General features: G+C 73.4%; 19 protein-coding genes. 6 read left to right on the forward strand and 13 right to left on the reverse strand.

Annotation, left to right across the window (positions count from 1 at the left end; genetic code table 11):
* The first annotated feature begins 44 nt into the window (after positions 1-44).
* Positions 45-1,451, forward strand: coding sequence for an MFS transporter (locus NITAL_RS04545; RefSeq protein WP_052664971.1), 1,407 nt, complete (start codon positions 45-47; stop codon positions 1,449-1,451).
* Here NITAL_RS04545 and NITAL_RS29145 read toward each other — a convergent pair.
* Positions 1,384-2,466: an N-acetylmuramoyl-L-alanine amidase gene (locus NITAL_RS29145; RefSeq protein ID WP_052664972.1), complete on the reverse strand. Its 1,083-nt coding sequence runs from the start codon at positions 2,464-2,466 to the stop codon at positions 1,384-1,386. The two genes, NITAL_RS04545 and NITAL_RS29145, sit on opposite strands and share 68 nt — an antisense overlap.
* Before the next feature lie 341 nt (positions 2,467-2,807).
* Between NITAL_RS29145 and NITAL_RS04555 the strand changes: the two genes are divergently transcribed.
* Both NITAL_RS04555 and NITAL_RS04560 read left to right on the forward strand, forming a co-directional pair.
* The gene (locus NITAL_RS04555) at positions 2,808-3,413 is read left to right on the forward strand and encodes a trimeric intracellular cation channel family protein (RefSeq protein WP_052664973.1); all 606 of its coding nucleotides are present in this window, start codon (positions 2,808-2,810) and stop codon (positions 3,411-3,413) included.
* A gap of 133 nt (positions 3,414-3,546) precedes the next feature.
* Entirely contained in the window at positions 3,547-4,335 is a 789-nt protein-coding gene (locus NITAL_RS04560) for a hypothetical protein (RefSeq protein WP_052664974.1), read from the forward strand.
* 10 nt (positions 4,336-4,345) lie between these two features.
* On the opposite strand, the gene NITAL_RS04565 is transcribed toward NITAL_RS04560, so the two are convergent.
* The 3 genes from NITAL_RS04565 to trxB form a co-directional block, all read right to left on the reverse strand.
* Positions 4,346-4,984, reverse strand: coding sequence for a hypothetical protein (locus NITAL_RS04565; RefSeq protein WP_052664975.1), 639 nt, complete (start codon positions 4,982-4,984; stop codon positions 4,346-4,348).
* 111 nt (positions 4,985-5,095) lie between these two features.
* Positions 5,096-5,416, reverse strand: a complete 321-nt coding sequence (gene trxA / locus NITAL_RS04570; RefSeq protein WP_052664976.1) for a thioredoxin — start codon at positions 5,414-5,416, stop codon at positions 5,096-5,098.
* 162 nt (positions 5,417-5,578) lie between these two features.
* A complete protein-coding gene (gene trxB, locus NITAL_RS04575; protein ID WP_052664977.1) occupies positions 5,579-6,556 on the reverse strand; it encodes a thioredoxin-disulfide reductase in 978 nt (325 codons plus the stop codon).
* 132 nt (positions 6,557-6,688) lie between these two features.
* Between trxB and NITAL_RS04580 the strand changes: the two genes are divergently transcribed.
* Positions 6,689-7,243: a B-box zinc finger protein gene (locus tag NITAL_RS04580; RefSeq protein WP_052664978.1), complete on the forward strand. Its 555-nt coding sequence runs from the start codon at positions 6,689-6,691 to the stop codon at positions 7,241-7,243.
* Between the two features lie 33 nt (positions 7,244-7,276).
* Here the strand turns inward: NITAL_RS04580 and NITAL_RS04585 are convergent, their stop codons facing one another.
* The 7 genes from NITAL_RS04585 to dtd form a co-directional block, all read right to left on the reverse strand.
* The gene (locus NITAL_RS04585) at positions 7,277-8,338 is read right to left on the reverse strand and encodes an anti-sigma factor family protein (protein ID WP_052664979.1); all 1,062 of its coding nucleotides are present in this window, start codon (positions 8,336-8,338) and stop codon (positions 7,277-7,279) included.
* A 118-nt stretch (positions 8,339-8,456) separates the two neighbouring features.
* A complete protein-coding gene (locus tag NITAL_RS27790) occupies positions 8,457-9,152 on the reverse strand; it encodes an RNA polymerase sigma factor (RefSeq protein WP_169786722.1) in 696 nt (231 codons plus the stop codon).
* Between the two features lie 13 nt (positions 9,153-9,165).
* Entirely contained in the window at positions 9,166-10,902 is a 1,737-nt protein-coding gene (locus tag NITAL_RS04595; RefSeq protein WP_052664981.1) for a protein kinase domain-containing protein, read from the reverse strand.
* Position 10,903: 1 nt separating this feature from the next.
* Positions 10,904-11,347, reverse strand: a complete 444-nt coding sequence (locus NITAL_RS04600) for a hypothetical protein (protein ID WP_052664982.1) — start codon at positions 11,345-11,347, stop codon at positions 10,904-10,906.
* A 62-nt stretch (positions 11,348-11,409) separates the two neighbouring features.
* Positions 11,410-13,512, reverse strand: coding sequence for a DUF6049 family protein (locus tag NITAL_RS04605; RefSeq protein WP_052664983.1), 2,103 nt, complete (start codon positions 13,510-13,512; stop codon positions 11,410-11,412).
* 53 nt (positions 13,513-13,565) lie between these two features.
* Entirely contained in the window at positions 13,566-14,063 is a 498-nt protein-coding gene (locus tag NITAL_RS04610) for an NUDIX hydrolase (RefSeq protein ID WP_083442088.1), read from the reverse strand.
* 85 nt (positions 14,064-14,148) lie between these two features.
* Positions 14,149-14,601, reverse strand: a complete 453-nt coding sequence (dtd, locus tag NITAL_RS04615) for a D-aminoacyl-tRNA deacylase (protein ID WP_052664984.1) — start codon at positions 14,599-14,601, stop codon at positions 14,149-14,151.
* Between the two features lie 122 nt (positions 14,602-14,723).
* Here dtd and NITAL_RS04620 point away from each other — a divergent pair, with 122 nt between their 5' ends.
* Complete coding sequence (locus NITAL_RS04620) at positions 14,724-15,809, forward strand: type IV pilus twitching motility protein PilT (protein ID WP_052664985.1); 1,086 nt, start codon at positions 14,724-14,726, stop codon at positions 15,807-15,809.
* Between the two features lie 10 nt (positions 15,810-15,819).
* Here the strand turns inward: NITAL_RS04620 and NITAL_RS04625 are convergent, their stop codons facing one another.
* Together NITAL_RS04625 and NITAL_RS04630 are read right to left on the reverse strand one after the other, a co-directional pair.
* Positions 15,820-17,427 carry a PH domain-containing protein gene (locus tag NITAL_RS04625; RefSeq protein WP_083441222.1) on the reverse strand — a complete coding sequence of 536 codons (1,608 nt, stop codon included), beginning with the start codon at positions 17,425-17,427 and terminating at the stop codon, positions 15,820-15,822.
* A gap of 43 nt (positions 17,428-17,470) precedes the next feature.
* Complete coding sequence (locus tag NITAL_RS04630; protein WP_052664987.1) at positions 17,471-18,004, reverse strand: PH domain-containing protein; 534 nt, start codon at positions 18,002-18,004, stop codon at positions 17,471-17,473.
* Between the two features lie 283 nt (positions 18,005-18,287).
* On the opposite strand from NITAL_RS04630, the gene NITAL_RS04640 reads away from it, so the two are divergent.
* A complete protein-coding gene (locus NITAL_RS04640) occupies positions 18,288-19,739 on the forward strand; it encodes an NAD(P)/FAD-dependent oxidoreductase (protein ID WP_052664989.1) in 1,452 nt (483 codons plus the stop codon).
* The last annotated feature ends 30 nt before the right edge of the window (positions 19,740-19,769 follow it).

The raw sequence follows: 19,769 nt of genomic DNA on the forward strand, positions 1-19,769 counted from the left end.
GTCGCCCCGGTCCTCCGGCGCCGAACGTCCGCGACGGACCCGCCGTGCGCAGCTACCTCGATCTCGTCCGCCATGCCGACGCCCGCTGGCCGGTCATCACCTCGACCTTCTCGCGGCTGACGCCGGGGATGATCGCGCTCGCGCTGGTGCTGGCCACCCGCGAGGAGGGCTACTCCTACGCCGTCGCCGGGCTGGTGACCGGCGCTCACCAGGTGGGGGTCGGGCTCGGTTCGCCGTTCCAGGGCAAGCTCGTCGATCGGTTCGGCCAGCGGGTGGTCCTGGTGCCCGATGCCTTCGGCTACGCGGCCGGGTGCATCGGCCTGGCCCTGCTGATCGGGACCCAAGCGCCCGTCGCGGCCCTGGTGGCCGCCGCGGTGCTGACGGGTGTGGTCTACCCGCCGACGACGGCGTGCGCCCGGGTCGTGCTCTCACGGTTGTTCCCGACCGGGGCGATGCGCGAGACCGCCTTCGCGGTGTCCTCCATCGCCGTCGAGCTCGGGTTCATCCTCGGTCCGCTGGTGGCCGCCTCGGTGGCGGTTCGGTTCGGTGGCCGGTACGCGGTCATGGTCGCCGCCGTGCTGGCGCTGATCGGGGCGCTCGGGTTCGCGTCCACGCGTGCATCACGGACCACAGCACGGCGCGACGTTGCGGCCACGGGGCGTGGCGGTGCGCTGCGCCAGCCGGGCGTCCGGGTGGTGGTCGCAGCGCTCGGCTTCGTGGCGGTCGTCTTCGGCGCCATCGACGTGGTCCTGCCGGCGGTCGCCGAGTTCGCGGGCCGGCCCGAGGCGGCCGGGGCCCTGGTTGCGGCGATCGCCGGTGGGTCCCTCGTCGGCGCGGTGGTCTACGGCTCGCGGGTCTGGCCGGGGGCGCTGCGCGACCGTCTCCGGGTGGTGATCGTGGTGCTCGGGCTGTCGCTGGCGGTGGTGCCGCTGGCGCTCCCGGGCCTGGCGACCTTCGCCGCCGCGCTGTTCCTCGGCGGGTTGTTCCTCGGTCCGACCACCATCGTGGCCTTCCAGCTCATCGATGACCTGTCCCTGCCGGGCACCCAGACCGAGGCTCAGTCCTGGACCCAGTCGTCGGTGGTCATCGGTGTCGCTGGTGGGGCCGCCCTCGCCGGGCAGGTCATCGAGGCCGGCAGCCCTGAGCTGGCGCTGCTGCTCGGTGCGGGCAGCGTCGGGATCGGCGCGGTCATCGTGTTCGCGCGCGCCAAGCACCTGATCGTGCCGGTCCGCGACCGGGCGCCGGCGGTCACGGTGGCGGACGAGGTCGATCCGGGGTGGACGGTCGACGGCCCGGTCGCCAGGACGCCAGCGACCCCGGAGGACGCGGGGATCGCGGTCGGTGTCGGCGAGGAGGTGGTCCGCGGCGTCGCGGCCGAACGCCTCAAGCCGCGCGGAGGCCGTCGCCGGCGAGGAAGCGCTGCAGCGCGTCGACGAGCGCCGAGGCGATGACCCGCTGGTAGGCCGGTTCGAGCAGCTGGCGGCCCTCCTCCGGGTGGGTCAGGAACCCGGGCTCGACGATGATCGCGGGGGCGCGTGACTCGCGCAGCAGTGCGGTGGTCGAGGGGTGGGTGCGGCAGTTGGGGGTGCCCGTGGCGGCGGTGACCGCGTCGACGGCGAGCTGTGCCAGCATCCGTCCGCGTTCGGAGACGTACCCCTCGGTGCCGAAGTAGTAGGCCGCTGCGCCACGAGCCGAGGGGGTGCCGACCCCGTTGCCGTGCAGAGAGATGATCGCCTCGACGTCCTCGGTGTTGGCCAGCTGCGCACGCTCGGACGGCGTCGGGGAGGTCGCCGGACCGCGGGCGAGCACCACGTGGGCGCCGAGCGCCGACAGCCGACCCTCGAGGACCGCGGCGAGCTGCCAGGTCACCTCGTGCTCGGGGGTCCCGTCCGGCGCGAGGATCCCGGGCAGCTCGGGGCTGTGGCCGGCGTCGACCATGATCCGGGCGCCAGCGAGCGACTCGCGGCGGGTGGGACGTCGCAGCTGTTCGCGTTCCCGGACCGCGTAGGCAGGGGCCGACTGGTGGGTGCGGTGCAGGCGGGTGAGCACGTCGAGGGTGCTCGGCCCGGTGATCCCGTCGACCTCGAGACCGATGTTGAGCTGGAACTCGCGGACCGCGTCGAAGGTCTGGGGGCCGTAGAGGCCGTCGTCGTAGCCGGCGTCGAAGCCCAGGCGGTTGAGCCGCCGCTGCAGGTCGCGGACGTCGTCGCCGTAGGTCTCGGGCCGGGTGACGTACAGCATGCGGTCACCGAGGCGGTACCCGGCAGCGACCAGGGAGCGCCACGTGTCCGGGCCGACGATGCCGTCGGCCTGCAGCCCCCGTTGCTGCTGGAAGGCGCGCACCGCCTCGACGGTGGTCTCCTCGAAACGTCCGAGATCGCCGTCGCAGGACAGGCCCAGCGCCGACAGGCGGCGTTGGACGTCCTCGACCTCGGCCCCGACGGACCCGTGTTGGATGGCGATCATCGGCCGGGGAGCGTAGGCGTTCGTGCTGAGTGGGACCGGGGGCCGCGCGGTCGCTCGTCCGGACCGTCTGACAGGCCGTACGTCGGCCGCCGCTAGCCGACCTGCTCCCGGAACCGGTCGTACTTCCAGCGCAGCCGATCACGGTCACCCGGTAGATAGCCTCAGCATCGTTCATGGCCGTGGTCTCCCTTGTGTGGACTTCGACATCCACAGGGTCCACCGCCATGGCCTCGCTACTGAGGAACCGTCACCACATCCTCCTGCCCGTAGCTCTAGCGTCCCCGTCGCAGCGAGGCAGCCGCCCTGGCGTCTTCGCGGTCGCGACGGAACAGGAAGCGCACGTGTTCGTCGAGGTGCTGGTCTACGTCGGGTCGGTGACCTTCGCGGTCGCGGGGGCGCTGACGGCCATCGAGAAGCGGTTCGACGTCATCGGCGTCCTGGTGCTGGCTGCCGTCACCGCCATCGGGGGCGGTTCGATCCGTGACCTGGTGGTCGGGATCATCCCGCCGACCTCGCTGACCAACGAACCGCTGCTGTGGACGGTGTTCGTGACGGGGCTGGTCGTCTTCGCCCTCCACCGCTTCGTGCCGACCGGGGCGACCCTGTACCTGTTCGACACCGTCGCGCTCGGGCTGTTCGCGGCGCTCGGCGCCGAACGGGGCCTCGAAGCCGGGTTCGGGTTCTGGGGCTGCGTCTTCGCCGGGGCGATCAGCGGCGTGGGCGGCGGCATCATCCGTGACGTGCTCTCCGGTGAGGTCCCCGGGGTCCTGTACCGCTCCGGCGACTTCTACGCGACGGCTGCGACCATCGGGGCGGCCGTCACCTTCCTGCTCCACGGTCTGACGCCGACGGGTGCGCTCGTCGCCGGAGCCGCCGTTGCGATCGCGCTCCGTGCCGGCAGCCGCCTCGCCGGGCTCAACCTGCCGGTGCCCCGCACCCCGCAGTAGGGGCTCACGACAGGTGCAGCCACCGTCGCCCGACCGTGGACCCTGGCTGAACGTCCGCGACGCACCGTTACCGTCGTCTCGCTCCCACGTCGGGCACCGCTGTGCCCGGAACCCCGAACCCCGTGAGGCCCGCATGCTCGCGTCGACGCGACGCACCCGCCGTAGCCGCTCCACCCTCGCCGCCATCGCCGCCCTGTCCCTCGGGCTCGCGGCGTGCGGAGCGGACGACGACACCCCCACCACCGACGACGATGTCGACACCGAGGTCGAGGCCCCGGCCGACGACGGCTTCGACGAGGATGTCCCCGATGACGGTATCGAGGACCCGGAGGCCGCCCCGCCGGCCTTCGAGGACCTCGAGGACGGCGAGCTCGTCCCCGGCGTCTACATGGACGTCCCTGTGGACGAGACCCTGCCGGTCCAAGCGCAGCCGACCCCCGTCGGCTCGGCCTACGTGGCCGCGCTGACCGACCAGACCGGCGCGGTGTCCCTGAACGTCGAGTTCGAGGGCCAGGACCTCGACCAGCTCCTCGAGGGCATCGACGCTCTGGTCGAGAGTGGCCAGGCCGAGGTGACCGCCGGACCGGACGAGGTCGAGATCGAGGGAGCCGATGAGGCCACCCGGATCGAGCTCTCGGCCCCCGAGGGCGGTGCGACCGCCACCGGCCTGTTCGCCATCGCCGACGGGCACGCGATCTCGATCGCCATCGAGGTCACCGACGAGGCCGACATCGACGTCGAGGCCATGATCGACTCGCTGCGGATCGACGCCGACCGGCTCGAGATGGCCGGCACCGCGGACATGCCCGACGGCGGCGACGCACCCGACGGGCCCGCGGCGGACGACGACCTCGCCGATGACGGCACCGCCCCGGATGACGCCGAGGACGACGCTGCGGTCGATCCTGACGAGGAGAGCTGATCGACCGGGTTCAGCTCGCGGCCGGTGGCGCCTCACGCACCCAGAGGTCGTCACCGGCCGGCTCGAACCCCACCGAGCCGAGGTAGCGCGCGTGTTCGGGCGACGGAGCGGTCGTGGTCACGCGGCGGATCCCGCGTGAGGTGAACGCGTCCGAATCGACCCACAGGAACCGGCCCGGCCGGAGGTCGCGGTGCTCGGCGACCACGTAGTCGAGCGTCACGTGCGCCTGCTCACCGTCGACCTCGGCGAGCACCGCCCCGGCCGGGACCGCGTCCCGCAGGATCAGCAGCGCGAGCTCGTGACCCTGGATGCCGGGGAAGTCGGGCTGGAAGCGGCGGGCGTCCTCGCTGTGGAAGTCCACGAAACGGCGCAGGACCGGTGAATCGGCCGGTACCTCGAGCGCCTCGAAGTAGGCGTCCGCTGCTCGCTGACGGAGCATCCGGCTGAGGTGGAACACCTGGATGGCGATGATCGTGCCGTTGGCCGCCACGATCGGGAACGCGCCGATCAGGACCCCGTACACGGTGAAGATGATCGCGCCGAACAGCCCGATGACGCGCAGGCGCAGCAGCGAGCTCATCAGCAGGCTGACCACGATCAGCGCCGAGGCGGTGTAGCCGATCAGCTCGTAGACGTGCGCGGTGTCCATCGGGTTTCCTGGCGGTGAGGAGGGCGCCTGCGGACGGTGCGGCGAACCGCGGTCCAGCCGACGCGGGTGAGCCCCGGCACCGGGCCGGGGCTCACGCGAGGTGCGGCAGGCTCAGACGTAGCCGGCGAGGTCGCCCATGAGGGCTGCCTTGGCCTTCGCGCCGACGATGCGCTTCTCGGGCTGTCCACCCTTGAAGACCAGCAGCGTCGGGATCGACATCACGCCGTACTCGCGGGCGGTGTTGGGGTTCTCGTCCACGTTGAGCTTGAGGACCTTGAGCTTGTCGCCGTTCTCGTCGGCGATCTCGTCCACGATCGGGCCGACCATGCGGCAGGGGCCACACCACTCGGCCCAGAAGTCGACCAGGACCGGGGTGTCGGCCTCGAGGACCTCGTTGGTCCACTCGGCATCGGTGACGGGCGTGGCGCCCATGTGGTGCTCCTCGTTCGTCGGAAGTGGGGCGGGAGGTCGGGGTGGTTCGGGGGAGACGGGGCCAGCGGCCTGGGGCCGGCTGGCTCGTCGGGTGGAACGCGGTGGTACAGGACGCTATTCCGTGGCACCGGGCGGAGCCAGGTGACCGGGCGTCCAGGAGCCTCAGCGCGGGTCGTCGGGTGCGACGGAGGTGTTCTCGGCCAACCAACGCTCCGCGTCGATGGCGGCGCGGCAGCCGGTACCCGCCGCCGTGACCGCCTGACGGTACTCGTGGTCCATGACGTCGCCGCAGGCGAACACCCCGGGCGCGTTCGTGCGCGTCGAGGGCTGTTCGACGAGCAGGTACCCCTCGTCGTCGGTGTCCAGTACCCCTTCGAACAGCCAGGTGTTCGGGATGTGGCCGATGGCCAGGAAGAGCCCCTCGGCGGGGAAGTCGCGGGTCTCACCCGAGACGGTGTCCTGCAGGGTCAGCGACGACACCGCGCCATCGGCGCCGTGGACCTCGGCGACCGTCGCGTTCCAGACGAACTCGATCTTGTCGTTCTTGAAGGCCCGTTCCTGCATGATCTTGGAGGCCCGCAGCTCGTCGCGACGGTGGATGACCGACACCTTCGCGGCGAACTTGGTCAGGAAGATCGCCTCCTCCATGGCGGTGTCACCACCACCGACGATCACCACGTGCTTGTCCTTGAAGAAGAACCCGTCGCAGGTGGCACAGGCGGACACGCCCGACCCCCACAGCTCGGCCTCGCCCGGGACCTCGAGGCGGCGCGGCTTGGCCCCGGTGGCGATGATCAGCGACCGGGCCGTGACCGTCTTCCCGGACGCGGTCGTCAGGGTCTTGAGGGGCCCCGACAGGTCGACCGAGGTCACGTCCTCGGTGATGAAGTGGGTCCCGAACCGTTCGGCCTGGGCACGCATGCCGAGGATCAGCTCGGGCCCGGTGATGCCGTCGGGGAAGCCGGGGTAGTTCTCGACGTCGGTGGTCAGGGTGAGCTGACCACCGGTCGGCCCACCGTCGACCACGCCCTCGATCAGGAGCGGCTCGAGGTTGCCGCGCGCGGCGTAGACGGCCGCGGTCAGCCCGGCGGGGCCGGAACCGATGATGACGACGTCCTGCACGCGGTCGGTGACGTCCACTGGTGGTGTCCTCGGGAGCTCGAGCGGGGCGGAGCGAGTGTCCGCGGGTGGCGGGGAGGGTAACGGCGGTCGCACGCCGAGCATTCCGAGGCGGGCGGGTCGTCGTCGCCCAGGCCACGTACCCTTCTCCAGATGGACGCCCTCTCCTGCCGACGTCACCCGGACACCGAGACCTACCTGCGCTGTTCGGCGTGCGAGACGCCGATCTGTCCGGCGTGCTGGGTCGAGGCCGTGGTCGGGTACCAGTGCCCCGACTGCGCGAGCGCGCGCGGTACCTCCATCCCGGACCGGGACGCGAAGCCGAAGGTGTTCGGCGGCGCGCTCGCCGGTGGCGGCGGCAGCCGACCGGCCGGGGAGCGGCTGTCGCCCACCCTCGCGGCCCGGGCGGGCCTCGTCGGGCTGGCGGCAGCGGTGGTCGGCGGGATGCTGCTCGGCCCGGTGCTCAGCCAGGGGACGCTCTTCCTGCTCAGCTCCGGTGCCATCGGCTGGGGCGTGGCCCGGGCGGTCTTCTGGGCCGCCGAGGAGGAGGCGACCCCGTTCGTGCGCGCCACAGCGATGACCTTCGCCGGCTTCACGGCGGCGGTCGGCATGGTGGCGTCCGGGTCGGCGACCGCCGAACCGGGGATCCTGTTCCTCGCCTACCCGGCCGCGATGTACGGCGGGTGGATCGCCGTCCGCCGGCGCTGACGGCCGTGGCCGGCGCAGGTGGGCCGCGCCGGTTCAGCCCTGCCGCAGGTAGCGGACCTCGCAGCTCTCGCGGGCCAGCACCCAGACCTCGCGGCGGGTCACCGTGTCGTCGGGGGCCACGGTCGCCAGGACGAACGCGATCGCGGGCTCGCCCTGGAAGGTGACCAGCTCGGCCAGCACCGGGACGATGACCCCGCCGCCGGCGAGCAACGTGTCGAGGCAGCGGCCGACGTCCTCGCGGTCGTCCTCGGACACGTCGTCGAGGAGCTGCAGGTCGGCTGCGGCGGACTCGCGGCCCAACGGGCCGCCGCTCCGGGTGGTCGCGTGCAGCCGTTGGTCGAGGTCCTCGTCCTCGCTCTCCGCGACGGCCGCGTCCTCGCCGTCGTCGGCAGCGCTCAGCTCGGAGAGCTCCTCGCCGTCCAGCTCGAGCGGACTGGCGCTGTAGAGCGTGCCCGCGCCGAACGCCTGGGCCCAGGAGTCGCCGAGCGCCGCGGCGTCCTCGACCGACAGGTCCTGGTCGACGAGGGCCTCGAGTTCGCCGGCCGCGAGCAGCGCGGCGGCGCCGTCCTCGTCGAGCGCGCGGTCGCCACCGCGGAGTGTCGGGCCGACGGGCGCGGCGAACGGCGCCGGCGCCGCGTCGTCGGCCTCGTCGAACGCGGCGTCCCCGGCTGACTCGGGCCCAGCCATCGTCGCCGCGTCGTCGCCGGCGCCGAGACCACCGAGGGTCGGGCCGATGACGGCGATCGCGGCGATCGCGGCGGCCACCCCGCCGAGCCCCACCATCCACGATCGGCGGGCGGCGGCGGCCCGGCGTCGCGTCGCGAGCTCGTCGGTGCCGGTGGTCGCGGCCGTTCCCGTGGCGGCGGGGCCGAGCTCGGCGTCGAACGTCGCGGACAGCGTCGCGATCAGCCGTTCGCGCGCCCCCTCGGGCAGGGCGGTCGGTGCCTCGGCGGCCAGCGCCTCGTCCGCGCGGCGGATCGCAGCGAGCTCGGCGCGCAGCGCAGCGTCGCGGGCGAGCTCGGCCTCGACGGCCTGGTGCTCGTCCGCGGACAGCTCACCGGCCAGGAAGGCGGCGAGGCGCTCGGCGGGCTCCACGGGGACTCCGGTGCTGTGGCCGATGGTGAAGGGGCCATCGGGGGGTACGGCGGTGGGACGTCACGGACGGGGGTTCGGTTGCGTCCGCACCGAGGTGTACCGGCCGGACGCGGGGCGCTCACCCGCCCGGCGGACCTCGGGGGGAGCGGCCCTGGTCGACCGGGGGGCTGTCCTGACCGGCGCCGTCGACCGCTGCGGCCGGCCGGGTCTCGGGCGACACCTCGCCGGCGAGCAGCTCACCGAGACGGACCCGCGCGCGGCTGACCCGCGACTTGACGGTCCCGACGGCGAGGTCGGCGGCGGCCGCCGCTTCGGCGTAGGACAGGCCCTCGACCGCCACGAGGAGCAGCAGGGTGCGGGAGATCTCGTCGAGCTGGGCGAGGGCGACCCGCAGGTCGCCGGCCGTCTCGACCTCGGCGTGGTGGTCCGCGGCGAGCGCCACGTGCGGACGGCCCACGGTCGCCGCGTCGCTGACGTCGCCCACGGGGGTCGCCGGGCGACGCGCCTCGTGCCGGACCCGGTCGGTCGCCACGTTGCGGGCCACGCTGTACAGCCACGTCGACAGCTTGGCATCGCCGCGGAAGGTGCCGGCTGAGCGGGCCAGACGGAGGAAGACCTCCTGGGTGGCGTCCTCGGCCGCGGACGCGTCGCCGCCGAGGGTCCGCCGGCAGACGGCGAACACGCGTCGCTGGAAGCGATCGACCAGCTCGGAGAAGGCCGCCTCGCGTCGAGCCCGCGTCTGCGCAGCGTCGGCGTAGACGGCGAGCACCTGCTCGTCGGACCGTCCCGCCAGCGCGCCCCCCGCGTCCGTCACGCTCGTCACCGCGTCACGGCCCCAGGAAGGTGACCTCGGCCACCTCCGCGTTGAACGTCTCGCCCCCGGCGGTGGACAACCCGGTGATCCACAGCATCCAGTAGCGCCCGGTGGTGGGTGACAGCTGGAAGGTGTGGTTGGCGCGCACGTCGGCGCCGCTGGCGAGCGGATCGCCCCACGGACCGAGGTTGCCGAAGCCGGGGTCGACGTACGAGTCGCTGCGGAACAGCGACACGTCGAGCCCGCCCCGGTTGGCGTTGAGCACGACCTCGCGGACCTCCTGCTCGGTCCCGAGGTCGAACACGAGCCCGATGCCGTCGCTCGTCCCGATGAAGTCGCCCGAGTAGTCGGCGGACCGCCAGGCCGTCGTCGGGTCCCCGTCGGCGGCCAGACCGACCTCGTCGGGGTTGTCGTCGTTGCGGCCGGTCGGATCCCACAAGCTGACGTCCTGCACGGCGAGGGGGGTGCCCTGGTTGGCGGTGGCCCCCTCATCGGCGCGCAGGTTCTGGGTGGCCGCCACCGCGATCAGCGTGAGGACCAGCCCCCCGACGAAGGCCGCCGCGAGGCGCCGCGCGTACTCGCGGCGGGTGACCGGGATGGGGCCCGTGCGGGCGCGTTCGGGCTCCGGCGGGAGCGCGTCGAGCTCGGAGGCCTCGCGCGCGTCGGCGACCAGTCCCACCGTCAGCTCGGAGGGCTTGACCGGCACCTGCGCCGCCAGCGCCGCCGACATCACCGAACCGTCGCTGTAGCGGGCGGTCCGGTCGTTGCGGGTGGAGCGGACGATCACGTCGTCGAGCAGGCGCGGCACGTCCGCACGCAGCTGCCGCGGGGGGAGCAGCTCGTGCGTGAGACGCATGGCCGCCGTCGCCGTCGGCGTGTCGCCGACGAACGCCGGCCGTCCCGTCAGGCACTCGTACAGGACGACCCCGAGGGCGTAGACGTCGGCACGTGCGTCGACCTGACCTTCCTCGAGCTGCTCGGGGGCCACGTACGCGGCCGTGCCCACCACCGTGCCGGGGGTGGTGAGGGTCGCTTCGGAGTCGAGGGCCTTGGCGATCCCGAAGTCGGTCACCTTCACGGTGCCGTCCGACGCGATGAGGATGTTGGCCGGCTTCACGTCGCGGTGGACGAGGCCGTGCGCGTGGGCCTCGCCGAGGGCGGCGGCGACCTGCTCCCCGAGGGCGGCGACGACGGTGGTGTCCAGCCGCGGCCGTTGCTGGAGCACCTGACGCAGCGACGGGCCGTCGACGTGCTCCATCACGAGGTAGACGAGCTGGTCCTCACGGCCGGTGTCGTAGATGCGGACGGCGTTGGGGTGGTTGAGCTGCGCGGCTGACACCGACTCGCGCTCGAAACGTTCGACCACGACCTCGTCGGTCGCGTGGTGCGGGTGCAGCAGCTTGATGGCCACGGTCCGGGCCAGCGTCTCGTCGAACGCACGCCACACGACCGCAGCGCCGCCGGACGCGATGCGCTCCTCGAGTTGGTAGCGGTCCCCGAGTCGGGCACGTCCGGGCCACGGCACGTCGCCGGCCGAGTCGCCGGCGGTGGGCGGAGCCGGCGGGCCGGTCAGGGGCTCGCCGTCACCGACCAGCGTCGGTTCGTTGCCCTCCGGGGTGGCGTCGCTCCGCTCGAAGGCGAACCCCGGGACGGGCGTCTCCTGCTGGTCGAACGGCACCTCGGTGCTCGCCGACGCCCCCGTCGCGGTTCGGGGGTCGTCGGTGTCGGCGGGCCGGGGATCGTCCGACACGTCAGATCGCGCCCAGGGGGGCCCGCCCCGTCGCGTTGCGGACGGTGAGAGCCTCCGTCGGTCCGAAGCGGTGGAGCAGGACGGTCGGCGCGCGGCGCGTCAGCGTCACCGTCAGGTCCTCTCCGTCGATCGCGACGTCGGTGACGTCGGCGTCGTGCACGTCGGCGGCCTCGGCGGCCCGTTCGGCCGCCTGGTCGAGCGAGCCGTCCGACGAACGGTAGGCGTCGCGGGCGATGCGCGCGACTTGACGCGAGGCGTCGTCGACCGCGATCGAGGTCAGACCCACCGAGATGGCCTCGTAGCCGAGCAGCCCGAGGACGGCGAGGACCACCAGGACCTGCGTGATCCAGGACCCCATCGCCCCGCCGGCCTCGTCGCGACCTCGGGTGTGCGCGCCGCGTACCTCGGGCGCCGCCGCCCCATCTCCGAGCGCAGGTTCGACCACGAGGCACCCTCCCGACCGGACCAGTTCCACTGGCCGAACGGACAGTGTACGCACTGGGCCGATCAGCGCACCAGCTCCAGGCGCCGGCGGCGGGGGCGTCGCCGGATGACGCCGACGAGCAGCAGGACCACCACGGACCCCACGATGATCGAGATCGCGGGTCCCGAGATGGAGGTGGACCGCACCGACAGGGTGGTGCGATCGAGCTCGAGCCGCCCCGACGGGTCGGTCACCCGGACCGAGACCGAGAACGTCCCGGTCGACAGCGCCCGCGTCTGGAACGACACCGTCTGGGTGGTGCCCTCCTCGAGCAGCAGGACCTCCGAGCGCCGCCCCTCGGGCCACGCCAGACGCCCCTGCGAGGCGACCTCGACCTGCACGGCCAGGGGGCCCCCGGCGCCCCGCTGGAGGGTCACGGGGATGGTCCCCGTGTCCGAGGTCAGCGTGACGAGCGAGCCGCTGGCGATGCGGACGTCGGCCAGGGTGGTCTCCACCGCCCCCCGCACGTCGGTGACCAGGGCGTCCGCCTCCCCCGAGCCCGCCGGGAACCAGCGCGAGGTGGAACGCAGGAGCTGGTCGCGCAGCTCGGAGGGATCACGCCCGTCGAGCAGGGGATCGTCGGTCCGTGCGGCGGCGGCGGCGTCGAGGTCCTGCAGGGTGGCGGCCAGACGTGCGGTCTGTTCGGCGCTGAGGGTCGGTGTCGACGGCGCGGCGATGGTGGCACGGCCCGGGTTCGTCGTGCTCCCGGCGACCACCGAGGGTTGGTCGAGCTCGAGCCAGGTCGCGCTGCCGAGGCCGTCCAGCAGCCGACCTGCCAGCTCCGTGCTGGGCGACCACCCCTCGGGCGGGTGGATCGACAGGGCCCGTTCGGCGCGATCAGGATCCTCGAAGTAGGCCATCGCGGTCTCGGCCAGCACGCGCTGGCTCGTCAGGGTCGGTCCCGCCCCCGGAGTGCCGTCGAGCAGGTCGCTGATGTAGGGGTCGCCGACCAGGAGGGTGAACGGACGCCCCGAGGCCGAACGCACCTCGCGGACCGTCGGCGGCAACGTCGGGTCGGCGACCGGGTTGGGGCCTTCGACCGCCTCGTACGGCACCAGCGCGATCTCGGCAGGGACGAGGTCGAGCACCACTTCGGACGTGCTGCCCGGGAGCAGGTAGGTGGCCGAGTCGGGCGCACGCTCGACCAACCGCTGCAGGCGACGGCGACCGGTGGTGGCCAGCTCGCCAGCCAGGTCACGGACCGCGGGGTCGTCGACCAGCGCGGTCAGATCGGCGTCGGCGTACGGGCGGACCACCGGACTGTGGGGGAGCGCACCCACCAACGCACGCACCCGTTGCAGCACGTCGTTCGCCCGCCGTGCGGGGCTGGATTCGGGTTCCACGGCGCGGGACTCGAGCGCGCCACCGTCGAGCCGTTCGGTCCGCACGAACCCGTCGGCCCGGTCGCGCAGGTCCTCGAGCAGGTGGGCCGACGGTGCGACGACGACCCGGGCGCGCGGCGCATGCTCCAGGGCCCGCACGAGCGAGTCGAGCCGGCCGCCCGGGCGCAGGGCGGCGTCCACGTCCTCGGGGTAGGCGGGGCCGGGACCCCGCCACGGCGGTGAGTCGATCGGCCAGAGGGCGACCGTCGCCAGCGGTTCCTCCGGGAGCTCCGCGAGCCAGACCACGGCGGTCGTCGCCTCGGCCAGCACCTCCGTGCCGCGCTGGACGGTGATCCGGACCGGGTGGACCCCGCCGGGATCGGACCACGCCAGGTCGTCGGCGGGGATGCGCAGCTCGACCCCGGTGATCTGCCCAGCGCGGAGATCCTCGTCAGCGCGGACGTCGACCCCGTGCACCGACGGGAAGGTCGTCGGGCCGGCCTCCCCATCGAGCGCAGCCCGCAGCTCAGCGCGGGTCTGCGCGGCCGGGTGCACCTCGACCACGAGGCGCAGCTCGTCGAGCGGGTCGCCACCGGTGTGCGAGATCAGCGCCCGGATCGCCAGCTCGGTCGGTGGCTCGGGCAGCTCACGGACGTCGTCCCCCGACTGGGCCGGTGGCGGGTGCTGGGACCCCGGACCGAGCACGCCGGTCAGGCCCGAGACCGTCAGCGACACCGTGCCCGGGTCCTGCTGGGCCTGTGCACCGCCGGGCCCAGCCACGGCCAGCGCCGCGAACGCGAGCACCAGGGCCGCGCCGCGTCGCCCGCGCCCCCGTCCGGGGGCCGAACGGCACCGTGTCACCGCTCCGCCCGGACGTCCGCAGGCAGCACGACCGGGGCGGGCGTCCCGTCCGGCGCAGGCAGCTGTGCGGCCTGCTCGACCAGCTTGCGCTCGTTGCGGTGGGCCAGCCGCACGACGGCGACGTCGACCGGGACCCACTCGACGTGCTCGGCCTCGTCGTCGCGTGGACCCGCTGGCTCGCCGTCCCACCACATCAGGAAGTAGTGGACGAACTTGTGGTACCGGACCTCGTCCGGGCGCCACACGAACCAGTAGTCGATGGTGCCGAGCAGGTCGCCGATCACTGCCCCGTGGCCGGTCTCCTCACGGACCTCGCGCAGCGCCGCCTGCTGGTCGGTCTCGCCCTCCTCGATCCCGCCCTTCGGGAGGGTCCACTGGGGCTTGCCGGCGGCGTTGCGTCGGGCGATGAGCAGGACCCAACGTCGACCGTCGTCGCGGTCGTCACAGACGACCCCACCCGCGGAGGTCGCGCGGCGCGTCGGGTACCTGGGCATGGCCCCGAGCGTACCCACCGTCTCCTGCCGCGCGACGGGCGCGCGGCCGGGCACAGCGGGAGCGCACGACGGCTGCGGCCGCCGGTCACACCTCGAGCAGGATCGTGACCGGACCGTCGTTCACGAGTGCGACGTCCATGTGGGTGCGGAACCGACCGGTCGCCACCTCGGCGCCGAGCCCCCGCAGGTGTGCGACGAGGTGATCCACGAGCGGTTCGGCGTCCTCGGGTCGTGCCGCCGTGATGAACGACGGGCGCCGTCCCTTGCGGGTGTCGCCGTACAGCGTGAACTGGCTCACCACGAGGACGCCACCGCCGATGTCCGCGCACGACCGGTTCATCGCACCAGCCTCGTCGGGGAAGATCCGCAGCTGCCAGAGCTTCTCGGCCAGCTTCGTCGCGCCCGCCTCGTCGTCGTCGTGGGTGACACCGACCAGCGCGACGATCCCCGGGCCGATCCGGCCGGTCTCCTCCGGTTGCCCGCCCTCCACGGTGGACGTCACCGACGCCGACGACACCCGTTGCACCAGTACCCGCACCACGTCCCTCCTCGGCGTCCGGGGCCGGAAGGTAGAGGACGGCTCAAGCCGAGGCTGGTCGAGGTCGATGCTCCGGGGGCACCGCGTCACTCGGCGGTGACGTCCCGAACCCGGAGCACAGCGTGGAGTCGATCGACCACTACCTCCAGCACCTCGTCGAGGTGGGTGGATCCGACCTGCACGTCAAGGCGGGCGGTCCGGCCTACGTCCGCGTCGATGGTGACCTCAAGCCTGTCACCACCCTGCCGCCGCTGTCGCCCGCCGACACCGAGCGCTTCGCCGAGCACCTGATGGACGAGCGGTCCACCGAGCGCTTCTTCGTCGACGGGCGCGAGGCCGACTTCGCCTACGCGCTCACCGGGGTCGGCCGCTTCCGCATCAACGCCTTCCGTCAGCGCGGCTCGATCGGCATGGTCTGTCGTCGCGTGCTGCCGGGGAGCCAAACCTTCGCCTCGCTCGGGATGCCCGCAGCGGTCCGCAAGCTCGCCGAGGAGCACCGTGGCCTGGTCCTCGTCACCGGCCCGACCGGGTCGGGCAAGACCACCACGACCGCCGCCATGATCAGCCACATCAACGCGACCCGTCGCTGCCACATCGTCACCCTCGAGGACCCGATCGAGGTCACCCACCGCGACGACAACGCGATCATCGACCAGCGCGAGGTCGGCGTCGACACCGAGGACTTCGCCAGCGGTCTGAAGGCCGTGTCGCGCCAGGACCCCGACGTCATCTTCATCGGTGAGATGCGCGACCTCGAGACGGTGACGGCCGCGCTCCAGGCGGCCGAGACCGGCCACTTCGTCATCTCCACGCTGCACACCACCGACGCGCGCGAGACCGTCAACCGCATCGTGGACATGTACCCCAAGGAGCAGCAGAACCAGGCCCGCATCTCGCTGGCCAACTCGCTCAAGGGCATCGTGTGTCAGCGGCTGGTCCCTCGGGCCACCGGCGACGGCCGCGTTGCCGTGGTCGAGACGCTGGTGATGACCTCGCGCATCTTCGAGTTCGTCGTCGACCCGGCCCAGCTGCCGATGATCGAGGACGCCATCGCCGAAGGGGGCTACTACGGCATGCAGACCTTCGACCAGCACCTGCTGGAGCTGTTCTCCGCGGGCGACATCTCCCTGCGCGACGCGCTCGCGGCGGCGACCAACCCGCACGACTTCCGCGTCTCGCTGCGGGCCGCGGGCCTCGCCACCGCCTGACCCTCGTCGCTCACGGCTCGGGAGCGACGACCATCCCCGCCTCGGGGGCGTCGGCCAGCTCCTTCGGCACGATCGGGTCGGCTGCCGCGATCACGAGGCCGCGGCGTAGCTCGGCCGCACGCATCGCACCGAGGTCGAGCACGGTGAGGTCGCCGCCGGGTCCGGCGACGTGGGCGGTCAGCGTGGCCAGCCCGAGGCGGCGCTGGAACCAGCTGGCGCGCTGCGTGACGCCCTGCACCTTGACCAGCGGTGCGAGGCCGGTGGTGACCGACAGCGCGCCGCTCCGGCTGGCCAGGACCCGATCGGTCCGGCCGTGGGCGAGCTGGCTGAACTCCACCAGGCCGAGGACCGCCGCGACGAACGGCAGGACCGCGCCCAGCAGGCGCAGCGGCTCGGACAGGCCGGGGATCAGCAGCAGGGCGGCCGTCGGGATGGCCGACGCACGGATCCAGCGGAAGACGGCACGACGTCGGGCGCCCTGCGGATGGCCCCACAGGGCCGGCACACCGCCGACCCCCGGCAGCAGTTCGCTGACGAGGTGGTCGACCTCGTCGCTGCGCACCAGCGGGATGGTCACCCGGCTGTCGCCGCCGCCCCCGCCGGCCGAGTGGACGCGGATCACCGCGAACCCGAGGGCACGGCGGATCCAGTTGCGCTGCACCTCGACCAGCTGGACGCGGGCCAGCGGCACGACCGACTGGCGGGTCGACAGCAGCCCACGGGAGACGTGCAGGTCGTCGTCGATCCGGCGCATCGTCCAGCCGTAGTCCCGCAGGACACCGGCCGCGCTCGCCACCACGAACGAGGCGGGGATCAGCAGCGCCACGATGGCCACGACCCCGAGGGCGACCAGGCGGCGGACCAGCGTCTCGGGATCCAGTGTCCCGCCCCCGAGTTCCGTCGCGTCACCGACGAACTGCAGCGAGGCCGCGAGCACGGCGGGCAGGACCAGCAGCCGGCTCCCCGTGACCGAACCGAGGACGATGCGGGTGAGGTGGACGCGGAGCACCTCGCGATCGGCGCCGGCCGTCGCAGCATCGGCCGGTCCCGTGTCCGGCTCCCCGCCGTCGCCCTCGCCGTCGCCCGTGCGCGCCGCCTCGCCCCGGAGCGCTGCCTTGCTGACGCGGACAGCGGTCCGCAGCGCGTCGGCGTCGGCCTCCGGGATGACGCGCAGCTCGACCTCGGGTTCGCCACTGCCACCGGCGGTCTCCACCCGCAACGTGGCCAACCCGAGGACGCGAGCGGCCAGGGACCGGTCGACCTCGACCTGCTGGATGCGGGCCACGTCGAGCGCCCGGTGGTTGCGTGACAGCACACCCTCGTCGACGCGGAGCACCTCGCCGTCGAAGCTGAACCGGAACCGTTGCCAGGCCAGCACGCGCCCGACCAACGTCATCACCAGCAGGAGACCGATGACCACGAACACGAAGCGGAGGCCAGGGCCGGCACCAGCGCCGATCAGCGCCGGGAGGATCAGGCCGCGGATCAGTTGGCGGAGCGGGATGCCGAGCACGATCGATGCGGGGTGGAGGGCGCGTGGTGCCGCGAAGTCCGGCCGGCGGGTGGGCCCGCCCGCACCCGGCCAGCCCGGCGGTGGGGGCGGTGCGCCCGGAGGCATCCCGGGAGGCGGGGGCGCGCCCGGAGGCGGCACCCCCGGTGGTTCAGACGGCATCGCGGACCCCCGCGTCGTGCCCCTGGACCGCGGAGGACGCCCGGGCCAGCAGCGCGCGCCGGATGCCGGGGGCCTCGTCCGCCGCGATGCCCGGCAGCGTGACGCTCCCCGATGCCGACGCGGAGGTCACCTGCAGCGACGCCAGCCCGAGCAACCGGTCGATCGGCCCCTGGGCCACATCGATCTGCTGGATGCGGAAGTAGGGCAGGGCCTCGGCCTGCCGCACGATCACCCCCCGCTCGAGTTCGACGGCGAGGTCGGTCAGGCGCCACCGCCACCGCTCGTAGCGCGCACCTGGGTACCACGCTGCGAGGACCGCGGTGAGCACCACGAGGACGGCCGGCACGAGCCAGCCGTTCGGGCTGCCGAGGAACCCGACCGCGACGGCGGTCAGGACCGCGGTCGGTAGCAGCATCGAGGTCACCGTGCTGAAGCGCCACACCGTGATCACGCGAGGGTCGAGCGGACGGTCACGGTCGTCGAGGTCGGGGATCTCGGCGGCCGGCCGCGGCCCGCCCGGCACGGGTTGGCCTCCCTGCCGTCCGTGGCCCGACGGACCCGTCGACCACCCGGGCGGTGCAGTCCCCTCACGCTCGGGGGGCGACCCTGGTGACGGTGGTGGCACCGGCGGCGGTGGCGTCGGCTCGTACGATCCGGTCACGCGGGTCCTCCTCGGGCGCCACCACGTCGGGCGGTGGGGCCGACCGGGCGGTTGACACCGGTTGGACGGCTCCGTGACCGTCCGCACGAGCGTACGGTCGGTGGCGGCGATCGACCTCGCCGTCCGCGGTTCTGAGGAGCACCGTATGTCCGCCCAGCCGACGAGCCAGCACGACACCCCGAGCCCTGCGGCCGGCGCCCGCCGTGACCGTCACCGGGTGGTGGTCGTCGGTGGCGGGTTCGGCGGGCTGAACGTGGTGCGTGAGCTCGGCCGCTCCGCGGTCGCCGGTGACCTCGACGTGGTGCTGGTCGACAAGCGCAACCACCACACCTTCCAGCCGCTGCTGTACCAGGTGGCCACAGCGGGGCTCCAACCCCACGACATCGGTATGTCGCTGCGCTCGATCCGCGGGGTGCGCCGCACCGGGCCCGACGGTCGCCCCACCACCGATGTCCGGCTCGGCGAGGTCGTGGACGTCGACGACCACGGCGTCGTGCTCGCCGACGGGGCGCGCCTGCCCTACGACCACCTCGTGGTCGCGGCCGGTGGCATCACCAACGACCTGGGCATCCCCGGCGTCGCTGAGCACGCCTTCGGACTGAAGTCCCTGCCCGAGGCTGCCCAGCTGCGCAACCACCTGCTGCGCCGCTTCGAGGCCGCCTCGGCGGACCCGGCCCACCTCTCCGACGGGACCCTGACCTTCGTGATCGCCGGCGGCGGCCCGACCGGCGTCGAGCTCGCCGGCGCGCTGGCCGAGCTTGTCGACCAGGTCCTCACCGAGGACCATCCGACCCTCGACATCGCCCACGTCCGCATCGTCCTGCTCGAGCTGACCGACCGGCTCCTGCCCGGCTTCTCGGACCGCTCGCACCGCGTCGCCCTCCAGCGGCTCGAACGTCGCGGCGTGGAGGTGCGCCTCGGCACGGGCGCCGAGGAGGTCACCGCCGACCAGGTCACCCTGAGCAACGGCGAGGTCCTGCCGGCGCGCACGCTGGTCTGGGCCACCGGCATCGCGGGCGTGCCGCTCGGCGCCAAGCTCGGCGTCGAACCGGGCCGCGCCGGCCGCATCCCGGTCGACGCGCGGATGCGTGCGGTCGACGCGGACGGCCGGCCCGCCCGCGACGGCCGCCTGCTGGTCATCGGGGACCTCGCCGGGGCCGTCGCCGGTGGGGACGCGCTGCCGCAGGTCGCCCCGGTCGCCATCCAGCAGGGGCGGTACGTGGCCGACCTCATCGTCCGCGAGGTCGCCGGCGACGAGCCACCCCCACCGTTCCGGTACCGCGACAAGGGCAAGATGGCGACCATCGGCCGCACCGACGCCGTCGTCGAGCTGCCCTTCAAGCTGCGGTTCTCGGGGTTCCCCGCCTGGATCGCCTGGCTGGTCCTGCACCTGCTGTGGCTCGTCGGCTTCCGCAACCGGATCTCGGTGCTGGTCACCTGGGCCTGGAACTACCTGACCTACGATCACTCGGCGCGCCTGCTGATCGACCAGCGCGAGGCCGAGGAAGCCGACACCTCGAAGGGTCGGATCCGCCGTTCGTGGGCGGACCGATCCGAGGACGCACCACCACCGGAGGGCAACGCCGGCTCCACCTGACATCCCGCGGCTCGGGGCGCAGCGCTGCCT

Source organism: Nitriliruptor alkaliphilus DSM 45188, assembly GCF_000969705.1.
Classification (GTDB): Bacteria; Actinomycetota; Nitriliruptoria; order Nitriliruptorales; family Nitriliruptoraceae; genus Nitriliruptor; species Nitriliruptor alkaliphilus.

Bases quoted from the DNA above. Each gene is read 5' to 3' on its own strand.
- NITAL_RS04580 (WP_052664978.1), top strand. From the start codon at position 6,689: ATGGACGCCCTCTCCTGCCGACGTCACCCGGACACCGAGACCTACCTG.
- trxA (WP_052664976.1), bottom strand. From the start codon at position 5,416: ATGGGCGCCACGCCCGTCACCGATGCCGAGTGGACCAACGAGGTCCTC.
- NITAL_RS04565 (WP_052664975.1), bottom strand. From the start codon at position 4,984: ATGGACACCGCGCACGTCTACGAGCTGATCGGCTACACCGCCTCGGCG.
- NITAL_RS04560 (WP_052664974.1), top strand. From the start codon at position 3,547: ATGCTCGCGTCGACGCGACGCACCCGCCGTAGCCGCTCCACCCTCGCC.
- NITAL_RS04625 (WP_083441222.1), bottom strand. From the start codon at position 17,427: ATGCCTCCGGGCGCACCGCCCCCACCGCCGGGCTGGCCGGGTGCGGGC.
- NITAL_RS04640 (WP_052664989.1), top strand. From the start codon at position 18,288: ATGTCCGCCCAGCCGACGAGCCAGCACGACACCCCGAGCCCTGCGGCC.
- NITAL_RS04610 (WP_083442088.1), bottom strand. From the start codon at position 14,063: ATGCCCAGGTACCCGACGCGCCGCGCGACCTCCGCGGGTGGGGTCGTC.
- NITAL_RS29145 (WP_052664972.1), bottom strand. From the start codon at position 2,466: ATGATCGCCATCCAACACGGGTCCGTCGGGGCCGAGGTCGAGGACGTC.